Consider the following 20,365-nt stretch of genomic DNA (forward strand, 5'->3'; position numbering starts at 1 on the left):
CTTTCCGGGTTCCGGGTTCTTTCGGGTCCATCCGGTTTCGTGGCGCTCACCCCTGGCGCGTCTGGCCCGCGTGGGCGTTCCCAAACACTTCCCGCGTCGGCTCGCCGCCGGGTGCGGGGACGGCCATGGACGTGCTGACCTGAGGCAGGGCGTACGGATGCTTCTCGGCGAGCCAGGCGACGAGCCGTTCGCGGACCGCGCAGCGGGCGGTCCAGAGGTCGTCCGGGTCCTTGGCGGTGACGATCGCCCGCACCACGATGGTGCTGGGGGTCGTGTCGGTGACCGCGAGGTCCCAGCCGCGGCCGTCCCACGCCTCGCAACCGTCGAGGATCTCCTTGAGCTCCTCCCGCATCAGGGCGACGGGGGCCGTGTGGTCGCAGTGCAGGAACACCGTGCCGGTCATCTGGATCCCGCCCCGCGACCAGTTCTCGAAGGGCCTCCCGGTGAAGTACGAGACGGGCATGGTGATCCGGCGCTCGTCCCACGTACGGACGGCGAGGAAGGTGAGCGTCACCTCCTCCACCACACCCCATTCGCCGCCCACGACGACCGTGTCTCCGATGCGCACCATGTCGCCGAAGGCGATCTGGAATCCGGCGAAGAGGTTGCCCAGCGTGGACTGCGCGGCCACGCCGGCGACGATGCCGAGGATGCCGGCCGAGGCCAGCACAGAAGTGCCGACGGCACGGAAGTCGGGGAAGGTGAGCAGCATCGCGGCCGCGGCGATCAGGGCGACGACGGCGGTGACGATCCTCATGATGAGGGTCACCTGGGTACGGACCCGGCGGAGGCGGGAGGGCTCCCGCGTGCCCAGCGCGTAGCGGGCGTAGGTGGACTCGACCACGGCGGAGGTGACGCGGACGACGAACCAGGCGCTCGCCCCGATCAGCACGAGCGTCAGGATCCGGCCCACGGCCGCCTCGTGCTCCCGCAGCGGTGCCCAGCCGGTCTGCCGGTACGCGCCGCGCAACAGGGCCGTGAACAGCAGGACCCGCACGGACGGACCGCAGCGGCGCAGCATGTTCCAGAGGGGTGTCTCGGGGTGGCGGGCGTCGGCACGGCGCAGGAGAAGATCGGTGAGCCAGCCCGCGGTGAGGGTGAGCAGGATCGAGCCGCCCATGACGGCAAGCAGTCGGAGAAGGCTGTTCATGACTCCTCGAAGGAAGGGACGGGTCGTGGAACGGGCTCCGTCGCGCACGCCGGCCGCCCGCGCGGCCGCCGCGCGGGCGGCCGGGACGGCCGTCTCGGCGCGGCGCGCCGGTGTCGGGATCCGGGCGCCGGGATCCGGGCGCCGGGATCCGGGCGCCGGGTCAGGCGTGGAGCAGTTCCTCGCGCAGTGCGCCCAGGGTGCGGTTGAGCAGGCGGGACACGTGCATCTGGGAGAGGCCGATCTCCGCGCCGATCTCCGCCTGGGTCATCTCCTGGCCGAAGCGCAGTTCCAGGATCCGGGTGCAGCGTTCGTCCAGGTCGGCGAGGAGGGGCGCGAGGGCGTGCCGGTCCTCGACCGATTCGAGGGCGGGGTCGACCTCGCCGAGGGTGTCGGCGAGGGTGCGCGGCGCCCGGCCGGCCGCGGGCGCCTGCGTGCCGCCGCCGGTGGCTGCCTCCTGGGGCGCGTCGAGGGACTGGGTCGAGTAGCCGTTGGCCGCGACCAGGCCGTCGCGGACCTCTTCCTCGGTGAGGTCCAGGTGGGCCGCCAGTTCCCCGGGGGCGGGCTCGTGGTCCAGCACGGAGGTCAGCTCCTCCGTGGCCTTCGCCAGCTGCACGCGCATCTCCTGGAGGCGGCGCGGGACGCGGACGGCCCAGGTGGTGTCCCGGAAGTGGCGTTTGATCTCGCCGGTGATGTACGGCAGGGCGAGCGTGGTGAACTGCGTGTTGCGCGCCGGGTCGTAGCGGTCGATGGCCTTGATCAGGCCGACGATGCCGACCTGGAGGATGTCCTCGTTCTCGGGGCCGCCGGGGCGGTCCCGGAAGCGGCGGGCGGCGAAGTGCACCAGTGAGACGTTCATCTCGATCAGGGTGTTGCGGACGTACTGGTACTCCCGGGTGCCCTCTTCGAGGCTCCGCAGCCGTTCGAAGAACACGCGGGTCAGACGGCGGGCGTCGGAGGTGGACAGTTCCCGGGGGCAGGAGACGTGCGGCAGCCCGGCGAGTGCGGGTGCGGGTTCGGGTGCGGGTGCCGGTGCGGCACCACCGGTGGGATGGGTGCCCGTCGTCGGCGTCTTCGCCTGGGCAGGGGCCTCGTACGCGGCCGTGAGGGTCATCGTCTTCGCTCCTTGGGCACGGGTGCTTGCGGCGCGTTGCGCGATTGCTCGGTGCGCGGAAGTCAGCTTCCGCTTCCCTGAACCCTGCCGGGGCTCCGGACACACGTCAAGGGATACCGGAAAAACAGTTCTGGATTTGCTTTTCGCGAGTCCTCACTCAAGAATGCCAGCGTGGAGAACGAGAGCACGGCTTCCCGCCGGAACCGGTGGACCTTCCTGACGAACCACGCCCGGGTGCTGATCACCATCGCGCGCGACCCCGGAGTCCGGCTGCGCGACATCGCGGCGACCTGCGACCTGACCGAGCGCACCGTGCAGGCGATCGTCACGGACCTGCAGGCCGACGGGTATCTGACGCGGACCCGGGACGGCAGGCGCAACCGCTACGTCATCGCCCCCGGCGCCCGTTTCCGCCACCCCGCGGAGGCCGGACACGAGATCGCCGGACTGCTGGCGTACCTCGCCGCCCCGCTGGCCGCCCCGGCGACGACGGCCGACGATGGGGAGACGGGGCCGCAGCGGGCCGCCGGCAACCCGGCGTGACGGTGCCGGACCGGGGAAACCGCGGGTAGGAGCACAGGCATGGACAGCAGCATCTGGTGGGTCCTCGGGATCCTCGCCGTCGTCACCGTGGCCGTTGCCGTCGTGCTCCTGGTCCGCGTGCTCCGGGCCCGGCGGCTGCTGGTGGACGCGGGCGTGCCCCTGCGGGACAAGGCACTGTTCTGGACCGCCGTCGCGTACACGCTGTGGCCGGTCGACCTGTTGCCCGACCCCCTGTACCTGGACGACATCGGCGTACTGCTGATCGCCCTGCGCTCGCTCCACGCCGCGGCCCGGCACCTGGGTGGGGGCATCCGCGACACCGCGGGCTGACCGTCCCGCAATCGGGGCGTGTCGATGCGCCGTTCCGGGGCAGGCGCGCATCATGACAGCGATCCCGTTCCTTCCCCTCGCCGAGGCCGGAGCCGCCCCGCCGGGGCCCGTCTGGCTGCATCTGCTCCTCCTCGCCTACGCATTGGGCGTCCTCGTCCACAGTCTGGCCAGGGGCCATCCGGCCCGTGGCCGGCCCGGACCGGCACAGGGACGCCGGAACGGAGGAGGCGCGGAGCGATGACGCTCCGTCACCTCAGCTCGGTACACGGCCGGTTGGTACCGGCACCGGCAGGAAGAAGCAGCGCGAAGGGATACCGCACGATGACCGACAACGTATGGGCCTACCGCCTCACCGTCGCCCGCCTCGAAGGCATCGACCTGACGGGCTACGCGGTGGAGGCCCTCGACGGCACCATCGGCAAGGTCGACAAGCACTCCGACGAGACCGACGCCTCCTGGATCGTCGTCGACACCGGGCCGTGGATCTTCGGCCGGGAGGTGCTCCTGCCCGCCGGCACGATCCTCCGCGTCGACACGGCGGAGGAGAAAATCTACGTCGACCTGACCAGGGAGCAGGTCAAGCACTCGCCCGAGTTCGTCCGCGACAGGCAGCCGATCGATCCTGAGTACCGCCGCGCGGTCGGCGGCTACTGGGGCGACGCCCCGCTGGGCCGCTTCTGAAAGGACTCCGCGGGTTCCTCGGCGGCCAGCCGTTCGGCCGCACGGGTGATGTTGCGGGCCATGCCCCCGAAGACCACCGCGTGGAACGGGGACACGCTCCACCAGTAGAGGTGGCCGAGCAGGCCGTGCGGGTGGAACAGCGCCCGCTGGAGGTAGCGGGCCCCGGAGCCGTCACGGACTCCGGGGCCCGTGCGCGGGTCGACGTACAGCTCCAGCCAGGCCAGGCCGGGCAGCCGCATCTCGGCCCGCAGACGCAACAGCCGGCCCGGTTCGATCTCCTCCACCCGCCAGAAGTCCAGCGAGTCACCGACCCGGAGCCTGGCGGCGTCGCGCCGGCCTCGGCGGATGCCGGCGCCGCCGGCCAGCCGGTCGAGCCAGCCCCGTACCGCCCAGGCGAGCGGGGCCGAGTACCAGCCGTTCTCGCCGCCGACGCCCTCGATGATCCGCCACAGCGCGGCGGGCCCGGCGTCGGTGTCCCGGATCCGGCGGTCGGTGTACAGGCTGCCGCCCGCCCAGTCCGGGTCGGTGGGCAGCGGGTCGCTCGGCGCGCCCCGCAGGGACGCGTTGGACCAGCGGGTGCTGACGTTCGCCTCGCGGACCCGCTGCAGGGCCAGCTCCAGCGACCGGTCGAAGCCGATGGGGTGACCGGGCGGGTCCGGTACGTGACGGGCGATGTCGTGGTCCCGGCAGACCACCTCGTGGCGCAGCGACTCGGCGAGCGGCCGGGCCAGGGCGGGAGGGACCGGGGTGACCAGCCCGATCCAGAGGCTGGACAGCCGCGGGGTGAGCATCGGCACCCGGAGGATGAGGCGTGGCGGCAGTTCGGCGACCGCCGCGTACCGGTGCATCATCTCCTCGTACGTGAGCACCTCGGGCCCGCCGATGTCGAAGGCGCGGTTGACGTCCTCGGGCATGCGGGCGCTGCCGACCAGGTAGGACAGGACGTCCCGGACGGCGATCGGCTGCACCCGGGTGCCCAGCCAGCTCGGGGTGACCATGACCGGAAGCCGTTCGGTGAGGTAGCGCAGCATCTCGAAGGAAGCCGAGCCCGAACCGATGATCACGGCGGCGCGCAGCACGGTGGCCGGGACCGGCCCGCGCAGGAAGATCTCGCCGACCTCGGCGCGGGAGCGAAGGTGCGGGGAGAGAGCGCGGGAAGGTTCGCCGCTCGGGACGAGTCCGCCCAGGTAGACGATGCGCCGTACGCCGGCGGCGTGTGCCGCTTCCGCGAAGGTCCGGGCGGCGGCGCGGTCGCGTTCCTCGAAGTCCGGGCCGCCGGTGAGGGAGTGGACGAGGTAGTACGCGACATCGATGCCGCGCAGGGCGGACGCGGTGTCGGCGGCATCGGTGACGTCGCCCCGGACCGCCTCCACCCGGCCGGCCCACGGGTGGTCGCGGAGCCGTTCGGGTGAACGGGCCATGCAGCGGACGCGGTGGCCGGCGTCCAGCAGCTCGGGGACCAGGCGCCCGCCGATGTAGCCGGTGGCACCGGTGACCAGGCAGTGCAGCGGGGCCCGGGGGGTCGGTGGAGCCCCGGGGGCCTGCGGGGTCTGCGGGGTCTGCGGGGTGTCCATGGCCGCCTCCGTTCCGGTGGCCGCGTCCTGCGGGTCCGGTCGTGGCCGCCACCAAGCTTCAGCATCCCCGGATCGGCCGGCACCGCCCAGTCGGACCGCACCGGCCCCTTGCCACGGGAAGATCGCCGGCAACTGGCGCTCCTGCCGTTGACCACGGGAAATGCGTCGACCACCGGTACCGGTCACCTGTGCCAGACTCCGCGCATGCCTCCCTTCAGGACCGTCGCCGCGTACGCCCCGCACGGAGTCGGCATGCTGGCCGTCGGCATCGTCGCCGAGGTGTTCGGCCCGCACGGCGAGGGGCTGCCCGGCTTCGACTTCGCCCTGTGCGGCGACCGGCCGGGGTCCGTGCCCACGGACCTGGCGGTACCGCTCACGGTCAGCCACGGATTGGACCGGCTGGCCGCCGCCGACCTCGTGCTCGTCCTGCCCGGGGCGGGTTTCCGCACGCCGCCGGCTCCCGCCGTGCTCGAATCCCTCAAGGCCGCGCACGAGCGCGGCGCGCTGATCGCGGCCCACTGCGTCGGCACGTTCGCACTCGCCGCCGCCGGCCTCCTCGACGGCCTCCGGGCCACCACCCACTGGCGGTTCGCGGAACTCCTGGCGCGCAGCTATCCGGAGGTCACCGTCGAACCCGATGTCCTGTACCTCGACGAGGGGCGGATCAGCACGGGTGCCGGGGCGGCCGCGGGCTTCGACCTCTGCCTGCACCTGCTGCGGCGGGAGCACGGCGCCGCCGTGGCCAACACCGTCGCCCGGGACATGGTGCTGCCCTCGCACCGGGACGGTGGGCAGACCCAGTACCTGGCCGCCCCCGTCCCCGAGGACGGCGAGGACGAGCGTCTCGCCGGCGTGCTCGCCTGGGCCCGCGAGCACCTTCACCAACCCCTGCCGGTCTCGGAGTTGGCCCGGCGCGCCATGATGAGCAAGCGCTCCTTCGCGCGCCGGTTCAGTGCGTCCACCGGCACCACCCCGCACGCCTGGCTGCGGGAACTGCGGCTCAGCGGCGCCGAGGAGCTGCTGGAGACGACGGACCTGCCGGTCGAGGAGATCGCCCGCAGGGTCGGTTACGGCAGCGCGTCCGTACTGCGCGAACAGTTCGTCCGCCGGCGGGGAGTCCCGCCCCGCTCGTACCGCCGCGCCTTCGCCCGCACCCCACGTCCGGCCGGGTGAGGCGGCTGCGCCGGCGCCGCGGACCGGCCGGCTCAGACCCGGTCGGCTCAGACCTGGCCGCGCCAGGCGCCGGTCGCGGTCCCGCGTTCCTCGATGAAGTGCTTGAACCGCTTCAGATCGCCCTTGACCTGCCGGTCGACGAAGCCGAACTTGTCGCCGATGTTCTCCGCCATCCCTTCGGGATCGAAGTCCATCATCAGCGTCACTTCCGTATGGGACGGGTCGATCGGACGGAAGGTCACCAGCCCGGACTGCTCGGTCTGTCCGCTCACCGTGACCCATGCGACCTTCGTGTCGGGGATCTGCTCGGTGATCTCCGCGTCGAACTCCCGCTCCACCCCGGCGATCCGCGTCACCCAGTGCGTGAGCGTGTCAGTGCGCTGCTCGATCCGTTCCACCCCGTCCATGAACTGCGGGAACGACTCGAACTGCGTCCACTGGTCGTATGCGGCACGCACCGGAACGTCGACCTCGATGGATTCCTTGACCTGCGACACGCTCATCCTCCTCATCCTCCTCTTGTGTGGCCGGGGAAAACCGGGGCCGGGGGGACCGGGGCCGGCGCCTCGGGGTTCGGCCGGCCCCGGGTGGGGCACCTCATCCGTGCCCGCCGAAGGCTCGTCTGCCCCGCGGCCCGGAGCGGCACTCACCGAACGGGCCGTCTTCCTGCGGCACCCGGCCCCGCCCGACTGGCGCCCGGTCGCCCCGGCATGAAGGCGGGCCGGAACCCCATGCGGTCGGCGTTCAGTCGGCCACGACGGCGTGGTCGGCCGCCGGGAGGGCGTCCCGAAGCCGGTCCGGGTCGACCAGACGGGGGGTGCGGGGGTCGGGTTCGCTCAGCCAGGTCGCCGATGCCGCGCCGTGGCGGCCCGCCGGGACCAGCAGCCACGCCCCTGCGGAGAGGGCGCGGCTGCCGTGTGCCCCGCAGCGGTGTCCGGTGCCGGCGGGGACGAGGACGATCAGCTCCCGGCGAACGTAGTCCGCCAGCACCGGGTACCCGGCCTCCATCGGGAGGCCCAGCCGGTCCAGTGCGGCCAGCCCGCGTTCCAGGGGAGCGATGACGACGGCGTCCCAGGCGATGCCGCAGGCGACCAGCTCGGGCCGGTGGATTCCGCCTTCCCAGCCCCTGCGGTGCGTGCTGTCCGGCGTCAGCAGGTCGGCCCACCGCAGAGGGCCGCGGGGGCTCGGCAGCTGCGGCAGGACCGACGGGTTCTCGGGGCTCCGTGGGCTCTGGGGGCTCTGGGAGCTCTGGGAGCTCGGGGGACTCTCGGGGCTCTGGGGGCTCTGCGGAAGAGGACCGGGCATCGCTTTCTCCGGGGGTGTCGGGACCGCGTGAATGGTGTCCGCCCCCGGTTTCACGCTAAAGGCAAAAATTAAGCGTGTCTAGGTTTTCGTGGCCCGCGCCCACGACTACGGTTCACCGGGTGAGCACTCCCCGACGGCGCGGCCCCTACGCCAAGACCGCCGCCAAGCGGCAACTGATCATCGATGCGGCGCTGGCCGCCTACGCCGAGGCCGGGACCCGGGGGGTCTCGGTCAAGGACATCGCCGAGCGGGTGGGAATGACGGACGCGGGCGTCCTGCACCACTTCGGCAGCCGTGAAGCGCTGCTCACGGCCGTCGCGGAGGCACGGGACACCGCCCTCGAGCAGACCTACGGCCGGGGCGAAGCCCTGTGGCGGCCGGACATGATCGCCCACAGCGCCTCGACCCCCGGTCTCGCCAAACTGCTCCTGGACCTCGCAGCTGCTGCCGCCGAGCCGGGCCATCCCGCCCACGGCTTCTTCACCGACCGGTACCGCATCCTCAGGGACCGGTTCTCCGGCGCCTTCGCCGAAGGCCCTCCGGCCGCCGGTGTTCCTCCTACGGCGGAGCCGGACGCCGACTGGGCGGCCCGGATGCTGATCGCGGCTGCCGATGGACTGCAGTTGCAGTGGCTGCTGGACCCGTCCATCGACCTGGCCGACGACATCGTCCGGCTGCGCGACCTCCTCGTCCGGGCGCTCGAACCGGCTCCTTCCCGCAGGGCTCCTGACGGCTCGTCCGCCCCCGGCTCGGACGACAACGGCACGGACGGGACAACGGCACGGACGACAAGGGCATGAACGACAACGGCACGGACGGGACAACGGCACGGACGACAAGGGCATGAACGACAACGGCACGGACGGCCCTATCCTGCGGGAATGATCAAGCCAATCGAGCTCGTCATATTCGACTGCGACGGCGTGCTGGTCGACAGCGAACGCATCGCCGCGCGCGTCCAGGTGGCCCTGGGGGCGGAACTGGGCTGGCCGCTCACCGAGGACGAGGTGGTGAAACGGTTCATCGGCCGGTCGAACGCCTCGATCCGCGAACAGGTGATCCGCCGGCTGGGTGCGGAGACGGCCGCCGTATGGGAGGAACGGTTCGTGCAGATGCACGCGGAGGCGGTCGACGCCGGGCTCTCCCCGGTCGAGGGGATCCGCGAGGCGCTGGCCGCGATCACCCTGCCGACGTGTGTCGCCTCCAGTGGTTCGCACGAGAAGATGCGCCACACCCTTGGTCGCACCGGCCTCCACGGACACTTCGCCGGGCGCATCTACAGCGCCACCGAGGTCTCGCGGGGCAAGCCGGCCCCGGACCTCTTCCTCCATGCGGCCCGGCAGTCGGGCGTCGACCCGGCGGCGTGCGCCGTGGTCGAGGACAGCCGGCCCGGCGTGCAGGCCGCCCGTGCCGCAGGCATGCGCGCCTTCGGCTACGCCGGCGGACTCACTCCGGCGGAACGGCTCGCGGGCCCCGGCACCACGGTCTTCCACGCCATGCACGACCTGCCGGCCCTGATCGCTGCCGGCTGAGCGGCGCCGGTCGGCCGGGCCGTGCGGGCGGACGCAGCCCTGCCCCCGATCGGGCGTACTCACCGGCGCAAACGGCCCCGGCGAGGGTTCCGGTGCGCGCGGGCGGTCTACAGGGCAAGGGAAAGGAGGCCGCCATGACCGCAGAGGGACCCGAACGGCAGCCCACGACGGAGCTCGACGCCCGCTACAGCTCCGCGCTCAATCCCCGCCCGGGGGCCGAGGACGTCACCGCCACGGAATGGGCCGAGGCGCGGCGGACCCTGGACACCGCGGAGATCTTCTGGGTGTCCACGGTGCGGCCCGACGGCCGGCTGCACGTCACTCCGGTGATCGCCGCCTGGCACGACGGGGTGCTGTACTTCTCCACGGGCCCGGGGGAACAGAAGGCGAAGAACCTGGCCCATGACGGGCACTGCGCGCTGACCACCGGGGCGAACTCGCTCACCGAGGGGCTCGATCTCATCGTCGAGGGCAAGGCCGAGCGCGTCGCCGATCCGGCGGCGCTGGAAGAGGTGATCACGGCCTACGAGACCAAGTACGGGCACCACATCACCTCGCCCGAGGGTACGTTCCACGGCATCGGGGACGCCTTCAGGAAGGGCGACGCGGTGGTGTTCGGGGTCGCCCCGATCACGGCCTACGGCTTCGGCCGGGACGACGGTGTCTACACCCATACGCGGTGGACGTTCTGAGAAGACCGCGCCCGGCGGGGAAGCCCCGGTCCGACGGGACCGCCGCCCCGCCACCGTTGTCCGTCCGCCGCCGGAACGCGCAGGGGCACCCGCCCGGTCAGACGCTCCACGGCTGAGCCGGACACACCTGGGGCGGGTCCACCGTGAGGGTGCGGGGCGGAGCCCCGAGCCCGGCGGACCGGGCGGGCAGCCGGAGCGGGGCGCGGCCCGGGGTGAGGGAGCCGAGGACGCGGGGGCCCGCGGCTCCCGTGCACTCCGGGAGGGTGCCCGGCATGCCGTGCAGGGTGAGGTAGCCGAGCACGGCGAAGGCGTACGCCTCCTTGGCGGCTTCGGGCAGTCCGAGCGCCTCCTCGGAGGTGCGGAGCCGTACAGCGGGGCCGAGTTCCTGGCCGAGTGCCGCCATCAGGGCGGGGTTGCGGGTGCCGCCGCCGGAGGCGAGGACCTCGGTGACCCCGTACGGGCGCAGCGCGTCGGCGACGGTGCGGGCGGTGAGCCGGGTGAGCGTGGCGAGGACGTCGGGGGGCGGGAGCGGGCCGCTGTCGTCGAGGGCGGCCCGCAGGTAGCCGGCGTGGAACAGCTCTCGGCCGGTGGTCCTCGGCACCGGCAGGCCGTAGTACGGCTCGGCGAGCAGCCGGTCGAGCAGGGGCCGGTGGACGGTGCCGCGGGCCGCGAGGCGACCGTCCGTGTCGTGGTCGAGACGGCCGTCGGTGAGTGAGCGGGCGGCGGCGTCGAGGAGGGCGTTGCCGGGACCGGTGTCGAAGGCAGCGGGGATGCCGCCCGGGGGCAGCACGGTGGCGTTGGCGATGCCGCCGAGGTTCAGTGCGGCCGGTACGCCGGGGCGGCCGCGCAGCAGCATGCAGTCGATCAGGGCGACGAGGGGGGCGCCCTGGCCTCCGGCGGCGACGTCGCGGGTCCGGAACCCGGAGACGACGGGGAGGCCCGTGGCCTCCGCGATCCAGGCCGGTTCGCCGAGTTGCAGGGTGCCGTGGACACGGCCAGCGTCGGCCCAGTGGTAGACGGTCTGGCCGTGCGAGGCGACCAGTTGGGCGTGGCCGCCGCACAGTTCCCGGTCGGCGCGGACGGCGAGGCGGGCGAAGGACTGCCCGATGCGGGTGTCGAGGCGGCAGACGTCGGCGAAGGTGGTACGGCCGGGCGGCAGCGCGGCGAGCAGGTCCCGGCGGAGCTCGTCCTCGTAGGGCTGGCTGACCATGCCGAGCGGGGTGAGGCGCAGGGTGTCACCGTGGCGGGCGAGGACCGCGGCCGCGGCGTCGACGGCGTCGCAGGAGGTGCCGGACATCAGGCCGATGACGGTCATCGGCGGCGCGGCGGGAGCCGGGAAAGGGGCGGTGGGAGGGGTCTTCGGAGCGGTCATCGGAGGGGTCATCGGAGGGGCCTCAGGTGGTCGTCGGGGCGCAGGGTGAGGAGGGCGGGGACGGCCGCCGCGCAGGCGCCCGCCGCATAGAGGGCGGGGACGTCCGGATTGCCGGTGTGGCGGACGAGGGCGGTGACGATCAGGCCGGCGCAGCCCGCGAAGACGGCGTTGGAGAGGGCGTAGGCGAGACCGAGCCCGGTGCTGCGGACCTGTGTGGGGAACATTTCGGCGAGCAGGGCGGGACCCGGCCCGGCCAGCAGCCCGACGGTCGCGCCCGCCGCGACCAGCATGGCGGCCTTCGCCGCCGGCGGGACTCCCGGGTCGCGCAGCAGGTGCAGGAGGGGTACGGCGAGCAGCACGACGAGGAGGCTGCCCGTGAGCATGACGGCGCGCCGGCCCATCCGGTCGCTGAGCGACCCGGCGGGGAGGACCGCCGCGGCGAAGCCCAGGTTGGCCAGGCAGGTGGCGATGAGGGCGTTCCGGAACGAGGCGCCCAGGGTGGCCTGGAGGTAGGAGGGCAGGACGACGAGGAAGGTGTAGCCGGCCGCGGACCAGCCCATGATCCGGGCGATGCCGAGGGGGATGGCGCGGATCGGCCGGAGTGCCCGGGGGGCGGCGGGCGCGGCCTCGGAGGTCGGGGCGGCACTGCGGGCGGGGGCGGGAGCGCGAGCGGGAGCGGCGGGCTCGGGCAGCCGCAGTCGGAGCCACAGGGCGACGGCGCCCATCGGGAGGGCGAGGAGGAAGGGGACGCGCCAGCCCCAGCTGTGGAGGGCGCTGCCGGAGAGCACGGTCGCCAGGCCCGCGGCGGCGCCGGCGCCCGCGAGGAGGCCGAGCGCGACGGTGAAGGACTGCCAGGCGCCGTTCCGGCCGCGCCGGCCGGCCGGGGCGGTCTCGGTCATGATGCTGACGGCTCCCCCGAACTCGCCGCCCGCGGAGAGTCCCTGGACGGACCGCAGCACGGTCAGCAGCCACGGGGCGGAGGCGCCGATCGCGGAGCGGTCGGGCAGGATCCCGATCAGGGCGGTCGCGCCGCTCATCAGACAGACGGCGGCGATGAGCGCGGGACGGCGTCCGGCCCGGTCGGCGAGCCGCCCGAAGAGCAGTGCGCCGAGCGGCCGGAAGAAGAAGGCCACGGCGAACGCGGCGTACGTCCCGATGAGCGCCTCGGTCCGGTCGACGCCCTCGGCGGTGAAGAACCTGGCGGCGATGACGGTCGCGAAGGCGCCGTAGACACCGAATTCGTACCACTCCACGAAGTTGCCGACGGCTCCGGCGAGGAGGGCCTGCCGGGCGCCCCGGTCGTGATCGCCCCGCGGGACCGGTGAGGGCGGCGGGGGTGGGGGTGGGGGCAGTGAGGACGGCGACGGCAGGACGGACGCTGCGTCGGACCGGTGTTCCGGGCCGGCTTCGGGTCGGGGCACAGGGGGTGGCTGCCCCCGGCCGTCGCGCGGGATGCGCCGCGGGGGCGGGGTTCAGCGGATCGGCCGCATCACCGCCCGGCGGGCCCGTGCGCGGCACCGGAACGGCTGTGGTCCGGCCAGGGGCGGTAGTAGGCTGCCGGCCACGCGGCGACCCGGGGGGGGCGGCATGGAGTCATTGGCGGCCGAGGATCCGGCGTACGTGGGCCCGTACCGCGTGGTGGCCCGCGCCGTGGCGGTGGTGGTGGCGGTGGAATGTGTCGTGGTCCTGTGGCCCGACCGGTCCGACGGCCCCCGTGACGACAGCGCGTACAGCGCCGGAGAGGGAAGCGCCACGGCGGACGAGGATTCCGGCACTGCCTCCGACAACTCCGGGGGAGACTCCGCCGCGGCCGCGTCCGGAGGGTCTCCGGACGTCTCGTCCAGGGCAGCCGGCGCATCGGACCCACTCGACGGCTGGTCTCTGGAGAAGGAGATCGACGTCCGACTGCCCACCGGGCAGGGGTTCGACGGGGACGACCCGGCCGCCATCGGCAGCGGGGACGGATGGGACGTCAACCTCACCGAGGACGGGGACCTCACCGCCGCGAAGATCATGACGGTGGGCTCCACGGACGGCGGCGATGCCGACTGCCTCGACACGGGAAGGGGTCCGGACTACGGCAGCCGCGCCGACGGCGCCGACTGGGGGCCGGACTCGATGGTCTGCGCGCGCGTCGCCTCCGACGTGCTGATCGTCTTCGAGGTCAGCGACACCGCTGACGGTCCGGACGGCTACGCCGAGGGCCTGGTCAAGGTCTGGCAGCGGGGCTGAAGCCCGCCGCCGCGTGTGGCGGATGCCACCGTCCGGCGAGCGGCGTAGGTCACTCCGGCCCACCGGGGGCCGCGGCTATGGTGCAGCCGTCCCCCTTCCGCTTAAGTCGCGACGCCGTCGCCGACGCCGACCCCGTCCGGGTGGTCCCGTGCCCGCAGAATCCCTGTCCTCGCTGATCTCCGCGACCACGCAGTGGCTCGTCCGCGCCTTCCCCTCCGGCCCCGGCGCGTTCCAGCGCAGCCTCGCCGAAGCACAGGCGCGGCAGGCCGTGACGGTCGCCGCCTGGTTGCGCTATCCGACGGCGATGGACGCGCAGCTGGTCGCGTTCACCGGACCCGGCGGCGCGGGCCGGCTCGACTGGGTCACCGGCGCCGACGCGGCCGGGCCCGCGGACCACTCGGCACCCCAGGGAGCCTGGCGGAGCTGGGTGGACGAGGTCGTGGCCAGCTGGGCCGCCTGCCTGCTCGCGGACACCGCGCTGGCCGGATCCGCCGTCCGCGCCCTGGCCGACACGGTCCACCTGGCGGCGGCACCCATCGCCTTCGACCGCCTCACCGACCCGGCCGACGGGGACCGTCAGGCAGCGGCTCTGCTCCGGCACCCGGACTTCCTGTCCCCGATAGCCGAACTCCACCGCGCGGATCTCCTGAACCTGCTCGGGGCGGGGGCCCGCTGACGCCGCCGGTCCACCGTGCGGCGTCGCCCGGCAGTCAGAGGCTGCCGATCAGGCCGTCGAGCGGGGCGGGTACGCGGTCGGCGTCGAGTGCCTCGACGAGCACCCGGCCGTAGTGGATCTTGCGGCCCTTCTTGGTGCCGAGGAAGCGCCGCAGCCGCTGTTCCGATGTGCGGTCCCGCTGCGCGGGCTGGCGCAGGAAGGTCTGCAGCGCGCGCAGGTCGCCCTCCGCCTCGATGAGCTCCGCCACCCGGGTCACCCCCAGCGCGCGGATCAGTTCGTCCTCGAGATCCGCCGCGCAGACGAAGAACTCCTCCCGGGGTGCGCCGGCCCGCTCCCAGCCGCGCGCGTAGTAGCCCCGCTCCGCCTCGTCGCAGAGCCCCACGAGTCGCAGCCCCAGACCGGACGGCCCCAGGAGACCTGCGAAGCGCCGGACGTTCATCGCACCGCCCATCGACAGGACGCACACGCCTTCCGCGTCCAGGTCCCGGCCATGCCTCGCGGCCAGCGCACCGACCGCCGCAACATCGCTCAGCCCTTCCAGCAGGACGACCGCCCGCACGGACAGCCGCGCGGCGAGCTCGTGTGCGGGTTCGGCCGGCCCGCCGGCCACCCACTCCGTGACCGTCTTCCGGAACTCCCCCATGTCAGCCATGGGAGGAGTCTTCGTCCTTTCCGGCCTACGGGCCAGGGATTTTCTCCCCGGGCCGGCATGACCGGGGGTCTCAACGCGTCGAACTCACGGCCCGGTCAAGCCGAATGCCGGTCGGTGGCGTTCCTGGCCTTCGGGCTGTGGATGCCGGCCGTCACCCGGCATGACGTCAGGGGCCCGCCGGGTGAGCGTGGGGCGTCGGCGTCAGCGGCGAGGGCACGTGTCCCGCAGGTAGGCGTCCAGCCGGGCGGTCAGTGCGGCGTGGTCCACCGTCTCCTCGTGCCGCGGTAGGCGTCTCCCCCGCGGCGAACGCGAACCCCGTGAACGGCCACGGGCATTCGCCGAACTGCCCGAAGTGTGGGTGGGGCATCGCATTCCGCAGTCGGCGGCATTTCCCATGTTTGAAATCGGACCAGAAGGCGCAGACGGAATCACACAGGATTTGCACGTTGACAAGAGGTATTCCATGAGCATCATCGGCTGGATTCTTCTGGGCCTGCTCGCGGGAATCATCGCGAAGGTCCTCATGCCGGGCCGGGACCCCGGCGGCATCATCATCACGATCCTCATCGGCATTGCCGGCGGCCTTCTGGGCGGATGGCTCGGCAAGGTCATTTTCGGCGTCGACTCCATTGACGGATTCTTCGAGCTGTCCACGTGGGTCGCCGCCATTGTCGGCTCGCTCGTTCTCCTGGGCGTATATCGCCTTGTCGCAGGCAGGAGACATTCGTGAAATTCCCGGGGCGGCGACGCAGGAGCAAGTGGAGCAAGCGGAGAAGGCGCCGGGCGCTGGCCCGCTGGTCACCCAAAGCCGTCATCCGCAGGGGCTGTGTGCGGATGACGGTGTTCGGGGTGCGGCTCACGATGTGGGGCATGCGGCATGCGCTCCGGCGTGTGCTCCGCGCCGCGTTTCTTGTCCGCGTGGGCGCCGGTGCGATCGCGTAACCTGCGATCGCACCGGGGGGAGGGAGTGACACGGTCAGCGGGTGCGTCGCCGACGCGGACGCCGTTCGGCTCCCTCGTCCGCTTCTTCGGCCCCTTCCTCGTCCTCTCCTACGGTCTCGTCTTCGAGCTCGTCTTCGGCCTCGTCACCCTCGTCTTCCACCTCGTCGCCGTACCCCTCGGCCTCCTCGGCCTCCTCGGCCTCCTCGGCGTCCTCGTCGGCGGGGTAGTCCTCCTCGTATTCCTCGCCATCCTCTCCCTCGTACTCCTCCGGTTCCTCCTCAGCCGACTCCTCCTCCTCGACGGCCTCCTCATGGGTGCGGACGACCTCGCCGTCACGGATCTCGCCGCGCCATCCCTCGGGTTCCTTGTCGCTGAGGGTCACATGGCGCGCGAAGTGCTTGAGGTCCAGGCGCAGCCGGCGGCCTTGGGCCCGCCACAGGTTGCCCGTCCTCTCGAACAGGCCGGAGGGGTAGTACTCGACGACCACGAGTACGCGGGTGAGGGAGGGCGCGAGTTCGTGGAAGCTGACGCATCCGCGCGTGCTGCCCTTGGCGCCGGAAGAGGACCACACGATCCGCTCGTCGGGAACCTGCTCCTGTACGGTCGCCTGCCAGCTCCGGGTGGAGGGTCCCACCTTGACCTTCCAGTCGGACTTGGTGTCGTCGCCCTGAGAGACGCTGCGCACGCCCTTGGCGAAGGTGCTGAAGTCCTCGTACTGCGTCCACTGGTCGTAGGCCGTTCGCAACGGAACTCCGACGTCGACCGCTTCCATGATGTGCGTGGGCTTGGACCCGCTCTTGCGGCCCCTTCCGCCGCCGGTCAGTCCGCTGCCGATGTCCTTGACCTTCTCCTTGATGCCGCCGAAGGCGCTGCCCAGGACGGCCTTGACGGGTGAGTCGCCCTTGAGGAGCCGGCCTCCGATATCGGCGAACGAGCCTCCGTTGGCAGCCACGTCCTGGAGTTGGTCGGTGACGTCGTCCAGCTTGTCGACCGCCTTGTCGGCCAGCTGGCCCGCCTGCGCCGCGAGGAATCCGCCGAGTTCGTCGAACAGCTGGTCCATGGGGGACCGTGAACTGCCGGATTCGCGTGGGCGTTGCGTGATGGCCATGGCTCTACCTCCGCGTCGACGTCTTGCGCGCCGTCGTCTTCTTCGCCGGCGTCGAGGTCTTCCCGGCGCTGCCGCTCCGTGCCGGCCGGCGCGCCGTGGTCTTCTTCGCGGGTGTCCGCTTCGCCGTCGCCTTCTTGGCGGGCGGCCTGACGGACGCCTTCTTCGGCGCGGCACGGCCCGTGGACGCCGTCTTCTTCGTCGCCGTCTTCTTCGCCGGCGCCTTCTTCGCCGGTGCCTTCTTCGCCGGCGCCTTCTTCGCCGGGGCGCTCCGAGAAGCGGCCGTCTTCCTCGAGGCAGCCGGCTTCTCGGCCGCCGGGGCCCGGGCCGCGGTCCCCTTCGCAGGTGCCGACGTCTTCTTCGCAGCTGTCGCCGTCGCCTTCTTCGCCGGTGCTGCCGTCTTCTTCGCTGCCGACCGCTTTGCTGCCGGCTGCCTGGCGGCCGCCGTGCCCGCCTTCTTCGCCGGTGCGCGGCGGGAAGTGGCCGTCCTGGACGGTCCGGTCCTCCGGCGGGCCGCGGCGGTGCGCGTCGAACCGGTCGAGCGGCTTCCGCTACGGGCACGTCTGCGCGGGCGCTCCTCCTCGGTCTCCGTTTCCTCCGGTTCCTCCTCTACCTCTTCTCCCTCTTCTTCCTCCTCCCCGTAGGGCTGCTCCGCCTCTTCCTCCTCTTCTTCCTCCTCCTCTTCCTCGTACGGCTCCTGCTCTTCGTCCTCGTAGGGCTCCTCTTCCTCGCCCTCGTACGCCTCCTCGTCCTCGGACCTCTCGTCCTCGTACGATCCCTCGCCGTAGGCCTCGTCCTCGTACCCTTCCGCCTCTTCCTCCTCGTCGTACTGCTCGTCCGGCTCCTCGCGCCCGCGGGTGAGTTCGAGCGTGCGTTGGTGGAGGGAGTCGGCGAGGCCGGCGATCTGACGGTTGGCGGCAGCGGTGAGTGCCGCGCGTCCCGCCTGGAGGGCTTCGCCGCGGAGCTGTTCACCGAGTTCGGCCACCTGCGGCATCTCGCCGAGCCTGCGCACTCCCTGGGTCATGAGCTGGCCCGGGTCCAGTGCGAATCTCCGGCCGGCGAGATAGGTCGCCAATGACAGGGCCATGCGGCCCTTCTTCGTTCGTCCCAGTACGTAGCCTCCGATCACGGCGGCCGCCAGGGCGATCTTGCTGGTGTCCTCCATCAGCCCGGTCCCTTCCCACGCTGGTGAATCACCCGGCCGCGGCCGGATGCGGTGGCGTGTGCGTCGGGCCCGGGAGGGGGCCGGGCGCACGGGTTCTCCCTGGGCGGCTGCTCGCCCTGGCGCCGGATATTCGGTTTTGTGTGAAGAAAGTTTGAAATGTGAGGTGTGGTGTGGACGCGTCGGGGGAGGCGCCTGGTCGAGGGAGATCTGGTCGACGAGGAAGAGAGATGACCGCACCGGAACCGGCTCGCCGCCGACGCCGCCCGCCAGAGGGCGACGAGGACGAACAGCCCACCGCCACCCCCGCGCACCGGAGCACCGGCCGCCGAAAGCACGGTGTGCCCGGCGCCGCAACGGCGTTGAGGGCTGCCGCGGAGCAACTGTCCGAACTGCTCGGCAGGCGCCCGGAGTCGGTCTCGTCCCTGAAACCCACCGATGACGGCTGGGAGGCCGTGGTCGAGGTGGTGGAGCTGGAACGCATCCCGGACACCACCAGCGTCATGGGCAGCTACCGGGTCGAACTGGACACGGAGGGTGAGTTGATCTCCTACGAACGGACCCGGAGGTACAGCCGGGGCATGATCGACCGGCCGGGCCGCTGACGCCGCCACGGCCGGGAAGGGAAACGCCATGACGGTGATGCCGCAGGGGGCCAACGGAGGTCTCGGCCGCGCGGGCGGGGGCGGAACGAGCAGCCTCTACGACGTCCTGGAACTCATTCTCGATCGTGGGCTGGTCATCGACGTCTTCGTGCGCGTCTCGCTGGTCGGGATCGAACTGATCAAGATCGACGCACGGATCGTCGTCGCCAGCGTCGACACCTACCTCCGCTTCGCCGAGGCGTGCAACCGGCTCGATCTGGAAGCGGGCCGCAAGGCTCCCGCCCAGCTCCCGGACGTCGTCGGCAAGGTGGTCGAGGGTGGCAGCCGAGGCAAGTCCAAGGGCGCCCTCAGCGGTGCCATCGAGGCCGTGACGCAGTCCCTGTCCGCCAAGGACGAGGACGCGGACGAAGACGAGGAGAAGGACGAACGCGAGGAGGAAGAGCCTCCTCGGCGTCGGCGGCCCGCCCGAAGGCCGGTCCGGCGTGAGAGGGAGTGAACCGTGTCCGTCTACGTGTACGCCGTGACCTCGCGCGACCACCCCTGCCGGGTCGACGGCATGACCGGTGTCGGCGCCCACGCCGCTCCCGCCCGGGTCGTTTCCACCGGGGAGCTGAGCGCGGTCGTCAGCGACATCGAGGAGGAGATCCGGCCCAAAAGGCGCGATCTGGCCGCGCACCAGGCGCTGCAGGACCGCCTGATGGCCGACGGCACACCACTACCGCTGCAGTTCGGGTACACCGCGCCCGACGACGAAGCCGTACGACGGGTGCTGGAGGAGGAGGTGGACGCCTACCGTGCCGCGCTGGAACGGGTACGAGGCTGTGCCGAGTACAACGTGAAGGCCTCGTGGGAGCAGGAGGACCTGCTGCGCGAGATCCTGGACGCCTCTCCCCCGGCGCGCGGGCTCAACGAACAGATCCTCGCCGGATCCCCGGACCCGCGGCTGCCCCTTGAGCTGGGGCGCATGATCTCGGACGAGGTCGAGGTACGGCGGTCGAACGCGGCCGCTCAGCTGCTCCGGACACTGGCGCCGCTGGGACGGGAGTACGCCCTGCACGCTCCTGCCGGAGAGGATTTCCTCAATCTGTCCCTGCTCGTGCCGTGGGAGGGCGAAGCGGCGCTGCTGAAGGCGCACGCCGAGCTCGAACACGCTCACGACGGCGGTGTCGCGGTCCGCCTGAACGGGCCGCTACCCCCGTACAGCTTCGTGCCGTAGGACGTCCGGGACCCGGAACGGAGGGAGGTGACGCGCGATGGGGCTGCTGGAGCAACTGGTCACCCTGCCGCTGCTGCCGATGCGCACCGTGCTCTGGGCGGCGCAGCGCGTGGCCGACGAGGCCGAGGCCTCGTACTACGACCCGGCGCCCGTCCGGGCACGGCTCGCCTACCTGGAGCGTCTGCTGGAGGAGGGCGAGATCGACGAGGAGACCTTCGACCGTGAAGAAGACCTGCTGCTCGAGCGACTGGTGGAGATCGACCGGTATCGGGCCGGCGGCCGGGGAGGTGAACCTTCGTGACGAGCCCCCTG

General features: G+C 72.4%; 24 protein-coding genes. 14 read left to right on the forward strand and 10 right to left on the reverse strand.

Going from position 1 to position 20,365, the window contains the following annotated elements; translation table 11 throughout:
* Positions 1-46: 46 nt before the first annotated feature.
* Together AC067U_RS33295 and AC067U_RS33300 are read right to left on the reverse strand one after the other, a co-directional pair.
* Complete coding sequence (locus AC067U_RS33295; protein ID WP_478833560.1) at positions 47-1,150, reverse strand: mechanosensitive ion channel family protein; 1,104 nt, start codon at positions 1,148-1,150, stop codon at positions 47-49.
* A 160-nt stretch (positions 1,151-1,310) separates the two neighbouring features.
* Positions 1,311-2,261: a SigB/SigF/SigG family RNA polymerase sigma factor gene (locus AC067U_RS33300; RefSeq protein WP_478833561.1), complete on the reverse strand. Its 951-nt coding sequence runs from the start codon at positions 2,259-2,261 to the stop codon at positions 1,311-1,313.
* Positions 2,262-2,432: 171 nt separating this feature from the next.
* Between AC067U_RS33300 and AC067U_RS33305 the strand changes: the two genes are divergently transcribed.
* From AC067U_RS33305 to AC067U_RS33315, 3 genes are all read left to right on the forward strand, one after another.
* Entirely contained in the window at positions 2,433-2,804 is a 372-nt protein-coding gene (locus tag AC067U_RS33305) for a helix-turn-helix transcriptional regulator (protein WP_478833562.1), read from the forward strand.
* A gap of 39 nt (positions 2,805-2,843) precedes the next feature.
* The gene (locus AC067U_RS33310) at positions 2,844-3,134 is read left to right on the forward strand and encodes a YkvA family protein (protein ID WP_478833563.1); all 291 of its coding nucleotides are present in this window, start codon (positions 2,844-2,846) and stop codon (positions 3,132-3,134) included.
* 321 nt (positions 3,135-3,455) lie between these two features.
* The gene (locus tag AC067U_RS33315) at positions 3,456-3,815 is read left to right on the forward strand and encodes a PRC-barrel domain-containing protein (RefSeq protein WP_478833564.1); all 360 of its coding nucleotides are present in this window, start codon (positions 3,456-3,458) and stop codon (positions 3,813-3,815) included.
* Here the strand turns inward: AC067U_RS33315 and AC067U_RS33320 are convergent.
* Entirely contained in the window at positions 3,782-5,389 is a 1,608-nt protein-coding gene (locus tag AC067U_RS33320; RefSeq protein ID WP_478833565.1) for an SDR family oxidoreductase, read from the reverse strand. The two genes, AC067U_RS33315 and AC067U_RS33320, sit on opposite strands and share 34 nt — an antisense overlap.
* 204 nt (positions 5,390-5,593) lie before the next feature.
* Here AC067U_RS33320 and AC067U_RS33325 point away from each other — a divergent pair, with 204 nt between their 5' ends.
* On the forward strand, positions 5,594-6,562 hold the full coding sequence (locus AC067U_RS33325; RefSeq protein WP_478833566.1) for a GlxA family transcriptional regulator: 969 nt from the start codon (positions 5,594-5,596) through the stop codon (positions 6,560-6,562).
* A gap of 47 nt (positions 6,563-6,609) precedes the next feature.
* Here AC067U_RS33325 and AC067U_RS33330 read toward each other — a convergent pair whose 3' ends face one another.
* Both AC067U_RS33330 and AC067U_RS33335 read right to left on the reverse strand, forming a co-directional pair.
* Positions 6,610-7,059 (reverse strand): SRPBCC family protein, encoded by a 450-nt coding sequence (locus tag AC067U_RS33330; protein WP_478833642.1) that lies wholly within the window; start codon positions 7,057-7,059, stop codon positions 6,610-6,612.
* 247 nt (positions 7,060-7,306) lie between these two features.
* On the reverse strand, positions 7,307-7,867 hold the full coding sequence (locus AC067U_RS33335; RefSeq protein WP_478833567.1) for a hypothetical protein: 561 nt from the start codon (positions 7,865-7,867) through the stop codon (positions 7,307-7,309).
* A 119-nt stretch (positions 7,868-7,986) separates the two neighbouring features.
* On the opposite strand from AC067U_RS33335, the gene AC067U_RS33340 reads away from it, so the two are divergent.
* From AC067U_RS33340 to AC067U_RS33350, 3 genes are all read left to right on the forward strand, one after another.
* Positions 7,987-8,667, forward strand: coding sequence for a TetR/AcrR family transcriptional regulator (locus AC067U_RS33340; RefSeq protein ID WP_478833568.1), 681 nt, complete (start codon positions 7,987-7,989; stop codon positions 8,665-8,667).
* Between the two features lie 81 nt (positions 8,668-8,748).
* The gene (locus AC067U_RS33345; protein WP_478833569.1) at positions 8,749-9,399 is read left to right on the forward strand and encodes an HAD family hydrolase; all 651 of its coding nucleotides are present in this window, start codon (positions 8,749-8,751) and stop codon (positions 9,397-9,399) included.
* Between the two features lie 134 nt (positions 9,400-9,533).
* Positions 9,534-10,091, forward strand: coding sequence for a pyridoxamine 5'-phosphate oxidase family protein (locus AC067U_RS33350; protein ID WP_478833570.1), 558 nt, complete (start codon positions 9,534-9,536; stop codon positions 10,089-10,091).
* A gap of 97 nt (positions 10,092-10,188) precedes the next feature.
* Here AC067U_RS33350 and AC067U_RS33355 read toward each other — a convergent pair whose 3' ends face one another.
* Positions 10,189-11,406, reverse strand: coding sequence for an anhydro-N-acetylmuramic acid kinase (locus AC067U_RS33355; protein ID WP_478833643.1), 1,218 nt, complete (start codon positions 11,404-11,406; stop codon positions 10,189-10,191).
* 65 nt (positions 11,407-11,471) lie between these two features.
* Positions 11,472-12,815, reverse strand: a complete 1,344-nt coding sequence (locus AC067U_RS33360) for an MFS transporter (protein WP_478833644.1) — start codon at positions 12,813-12,815, stop codon at positions 11,472-11,474.
* A gap of 235 nt (positions 12,816-13,050) precedes the next feature.
* Between AC067U_RS33360 and AC067U_RS33365 the strand changes: the two genes are divergently transcribed.
* Together AC067U_RS33365 and AC067U_RS33370 are read left to right on the forward strand one after the other, a co-directional pair.
* Positions 13,051-13,695, forward strand: a complete 645-nt coding sequence (locus AC067U_RS33365) for a hypothetical protein (RefSeq protein WP_478833571.1) — start codon at positions 13,051-13,053, stop codon at positions 13,693-13,695.
* A 148-nt stretch (positions 13,696-13,843) separates the two neighbouring features.
* Entirely contained in the window at positions 13,844-14,371 is a 528-nt protein-coding gene (locus AC067U_RS33370; RefSeq protein ID WP_478833572.1) for a hypothetical protein, read from the forward strand.
* A 34-nt stretch (positions 14,372-14,405) separates the two neighbouring features.
* On the opposite strand, the gene AC067U_RS33375 is transcribed toward AC067U_RS33370, so the two are convergent.
* Positions 14,406-15,023: a TOPRIM nucleotidyl transferase/hydrolase domain-containing protein gene (locus AC067U_RS33375; RefSeq protein WP_478833573.1), complete on the reverse strand. Its 618-nt coding sequence runs from the start codon at positions 15,021-15,023 to the stop codon at positions 14,406-14,408.
* Between the two features lie 463 nt (positions 15,024-15,486).
* Here AC067U_RS33375 and AC067U_RS33380 point away from each other — a divergent pair, with 463 nt between their 5' ends.
* Entirely contained in the window at positions 15,487-15,753 is a 267-nt protein-coding gene (locus AC067U_RS33380; protein WP_478833574.1) for a GlsB/YeaQ/YmgE family stress response membrane protein, read from the forward strand.
* A gap of 246 nt (positions 15,754-15,999) precedes the next feature.
* Here the strand turns inward: AC067U_RS33380 and AC067U_RS33385 are convergent, their stop codons facing one another.
* Positions 16,000-17,073 carry an SRPBCC family protein gene (locus tag AC067U_RS33385; protein WP_478833575.1) on the reverse strand — a complete coding sequence of 358 codons (1,074 nt, stop codon included), beginning with the start codon at positions 17,071-17,073 and terminating at the stop codon, positions 16,000-16,002.
* Between the two features lie 4 nt (positions 17,074-17,077).
* Positions 17,078-18,235 (reverse strand): histone protein, encoded by a 1,158-nt coding sequence (locus AC067U_RS33390; protein ID WP_478833576.1) that lies wholly within the window; start codon positions 18,233-18,235, stop codon positions 17,078-17,080.
* 227 nt (positions 18,236-18,462) lie between these two features.
* On the opposite strand from AC067U_RS33390, the gene AC067U_RS33395 reads away from it, so the two are divergent.
* Genes AC067U_RS33395 through AC067U_RS33410 form a run of 4 tightly spaced genes read left to right on the forward strand, consistent with a single transcriptional unit; the run spans position 18,463 to position 20,354 of the window.
* Positions 18,463-18,837 (forward strand): gas vesicle protein GvpO, encoded by a 375-nt coding sequence (locus tag AC067U_RS33395; protein ID WP_478833577.1) that lies wholly within the window; start codon positions 18,463-18,465, stop codon positions 18,835-18,837.
* A gap of 28 nt (positions 18,838-18,865) precedes the next feature.
* Complete coding sequence (gene gvpJ / locus AC067U_RS33400) at positions 18,866-19,333, forward strand: gas vesicle protein GvpJ (protein WP_478833578.1); 468 nt, start codon at positions 18,866-18,868, stop codon at positions 19,331-19,333.
* Between the two features lie 3 nt (positions 19,334-19,336).
* On the forward strand, positions 19,337-20,053 hold the full coding sequence (locus AC067U_RS33405) for a GvpL/GvpF family gas vesicle protein (protein ID WP_478833579.1): 717 nt from the start codon (positions 19,337-19,339) through the stop codon (positions 20,051-20,053).
* A gap of 37 nt (positions 20,054-20,090) precedes the next feature.
* The gene (locus AC067U_RS33410; RefSeq protein WP_478833580.1) at positions 20,091-20,354 is read left to right on the forward strand and encodes a gas vesicle protein GvpG; all 264 of its coding nucleotides are present in this window, start codon (positions 20,091-20,093) and stop codon (positions 20,352-20,354) included.
* Positions 20,355-20,365: the final 11 nt, after the last annotated feature.

It is taken from the genome of Streptomyces sp. NPDC043853 (assembly GCF_056436025.1).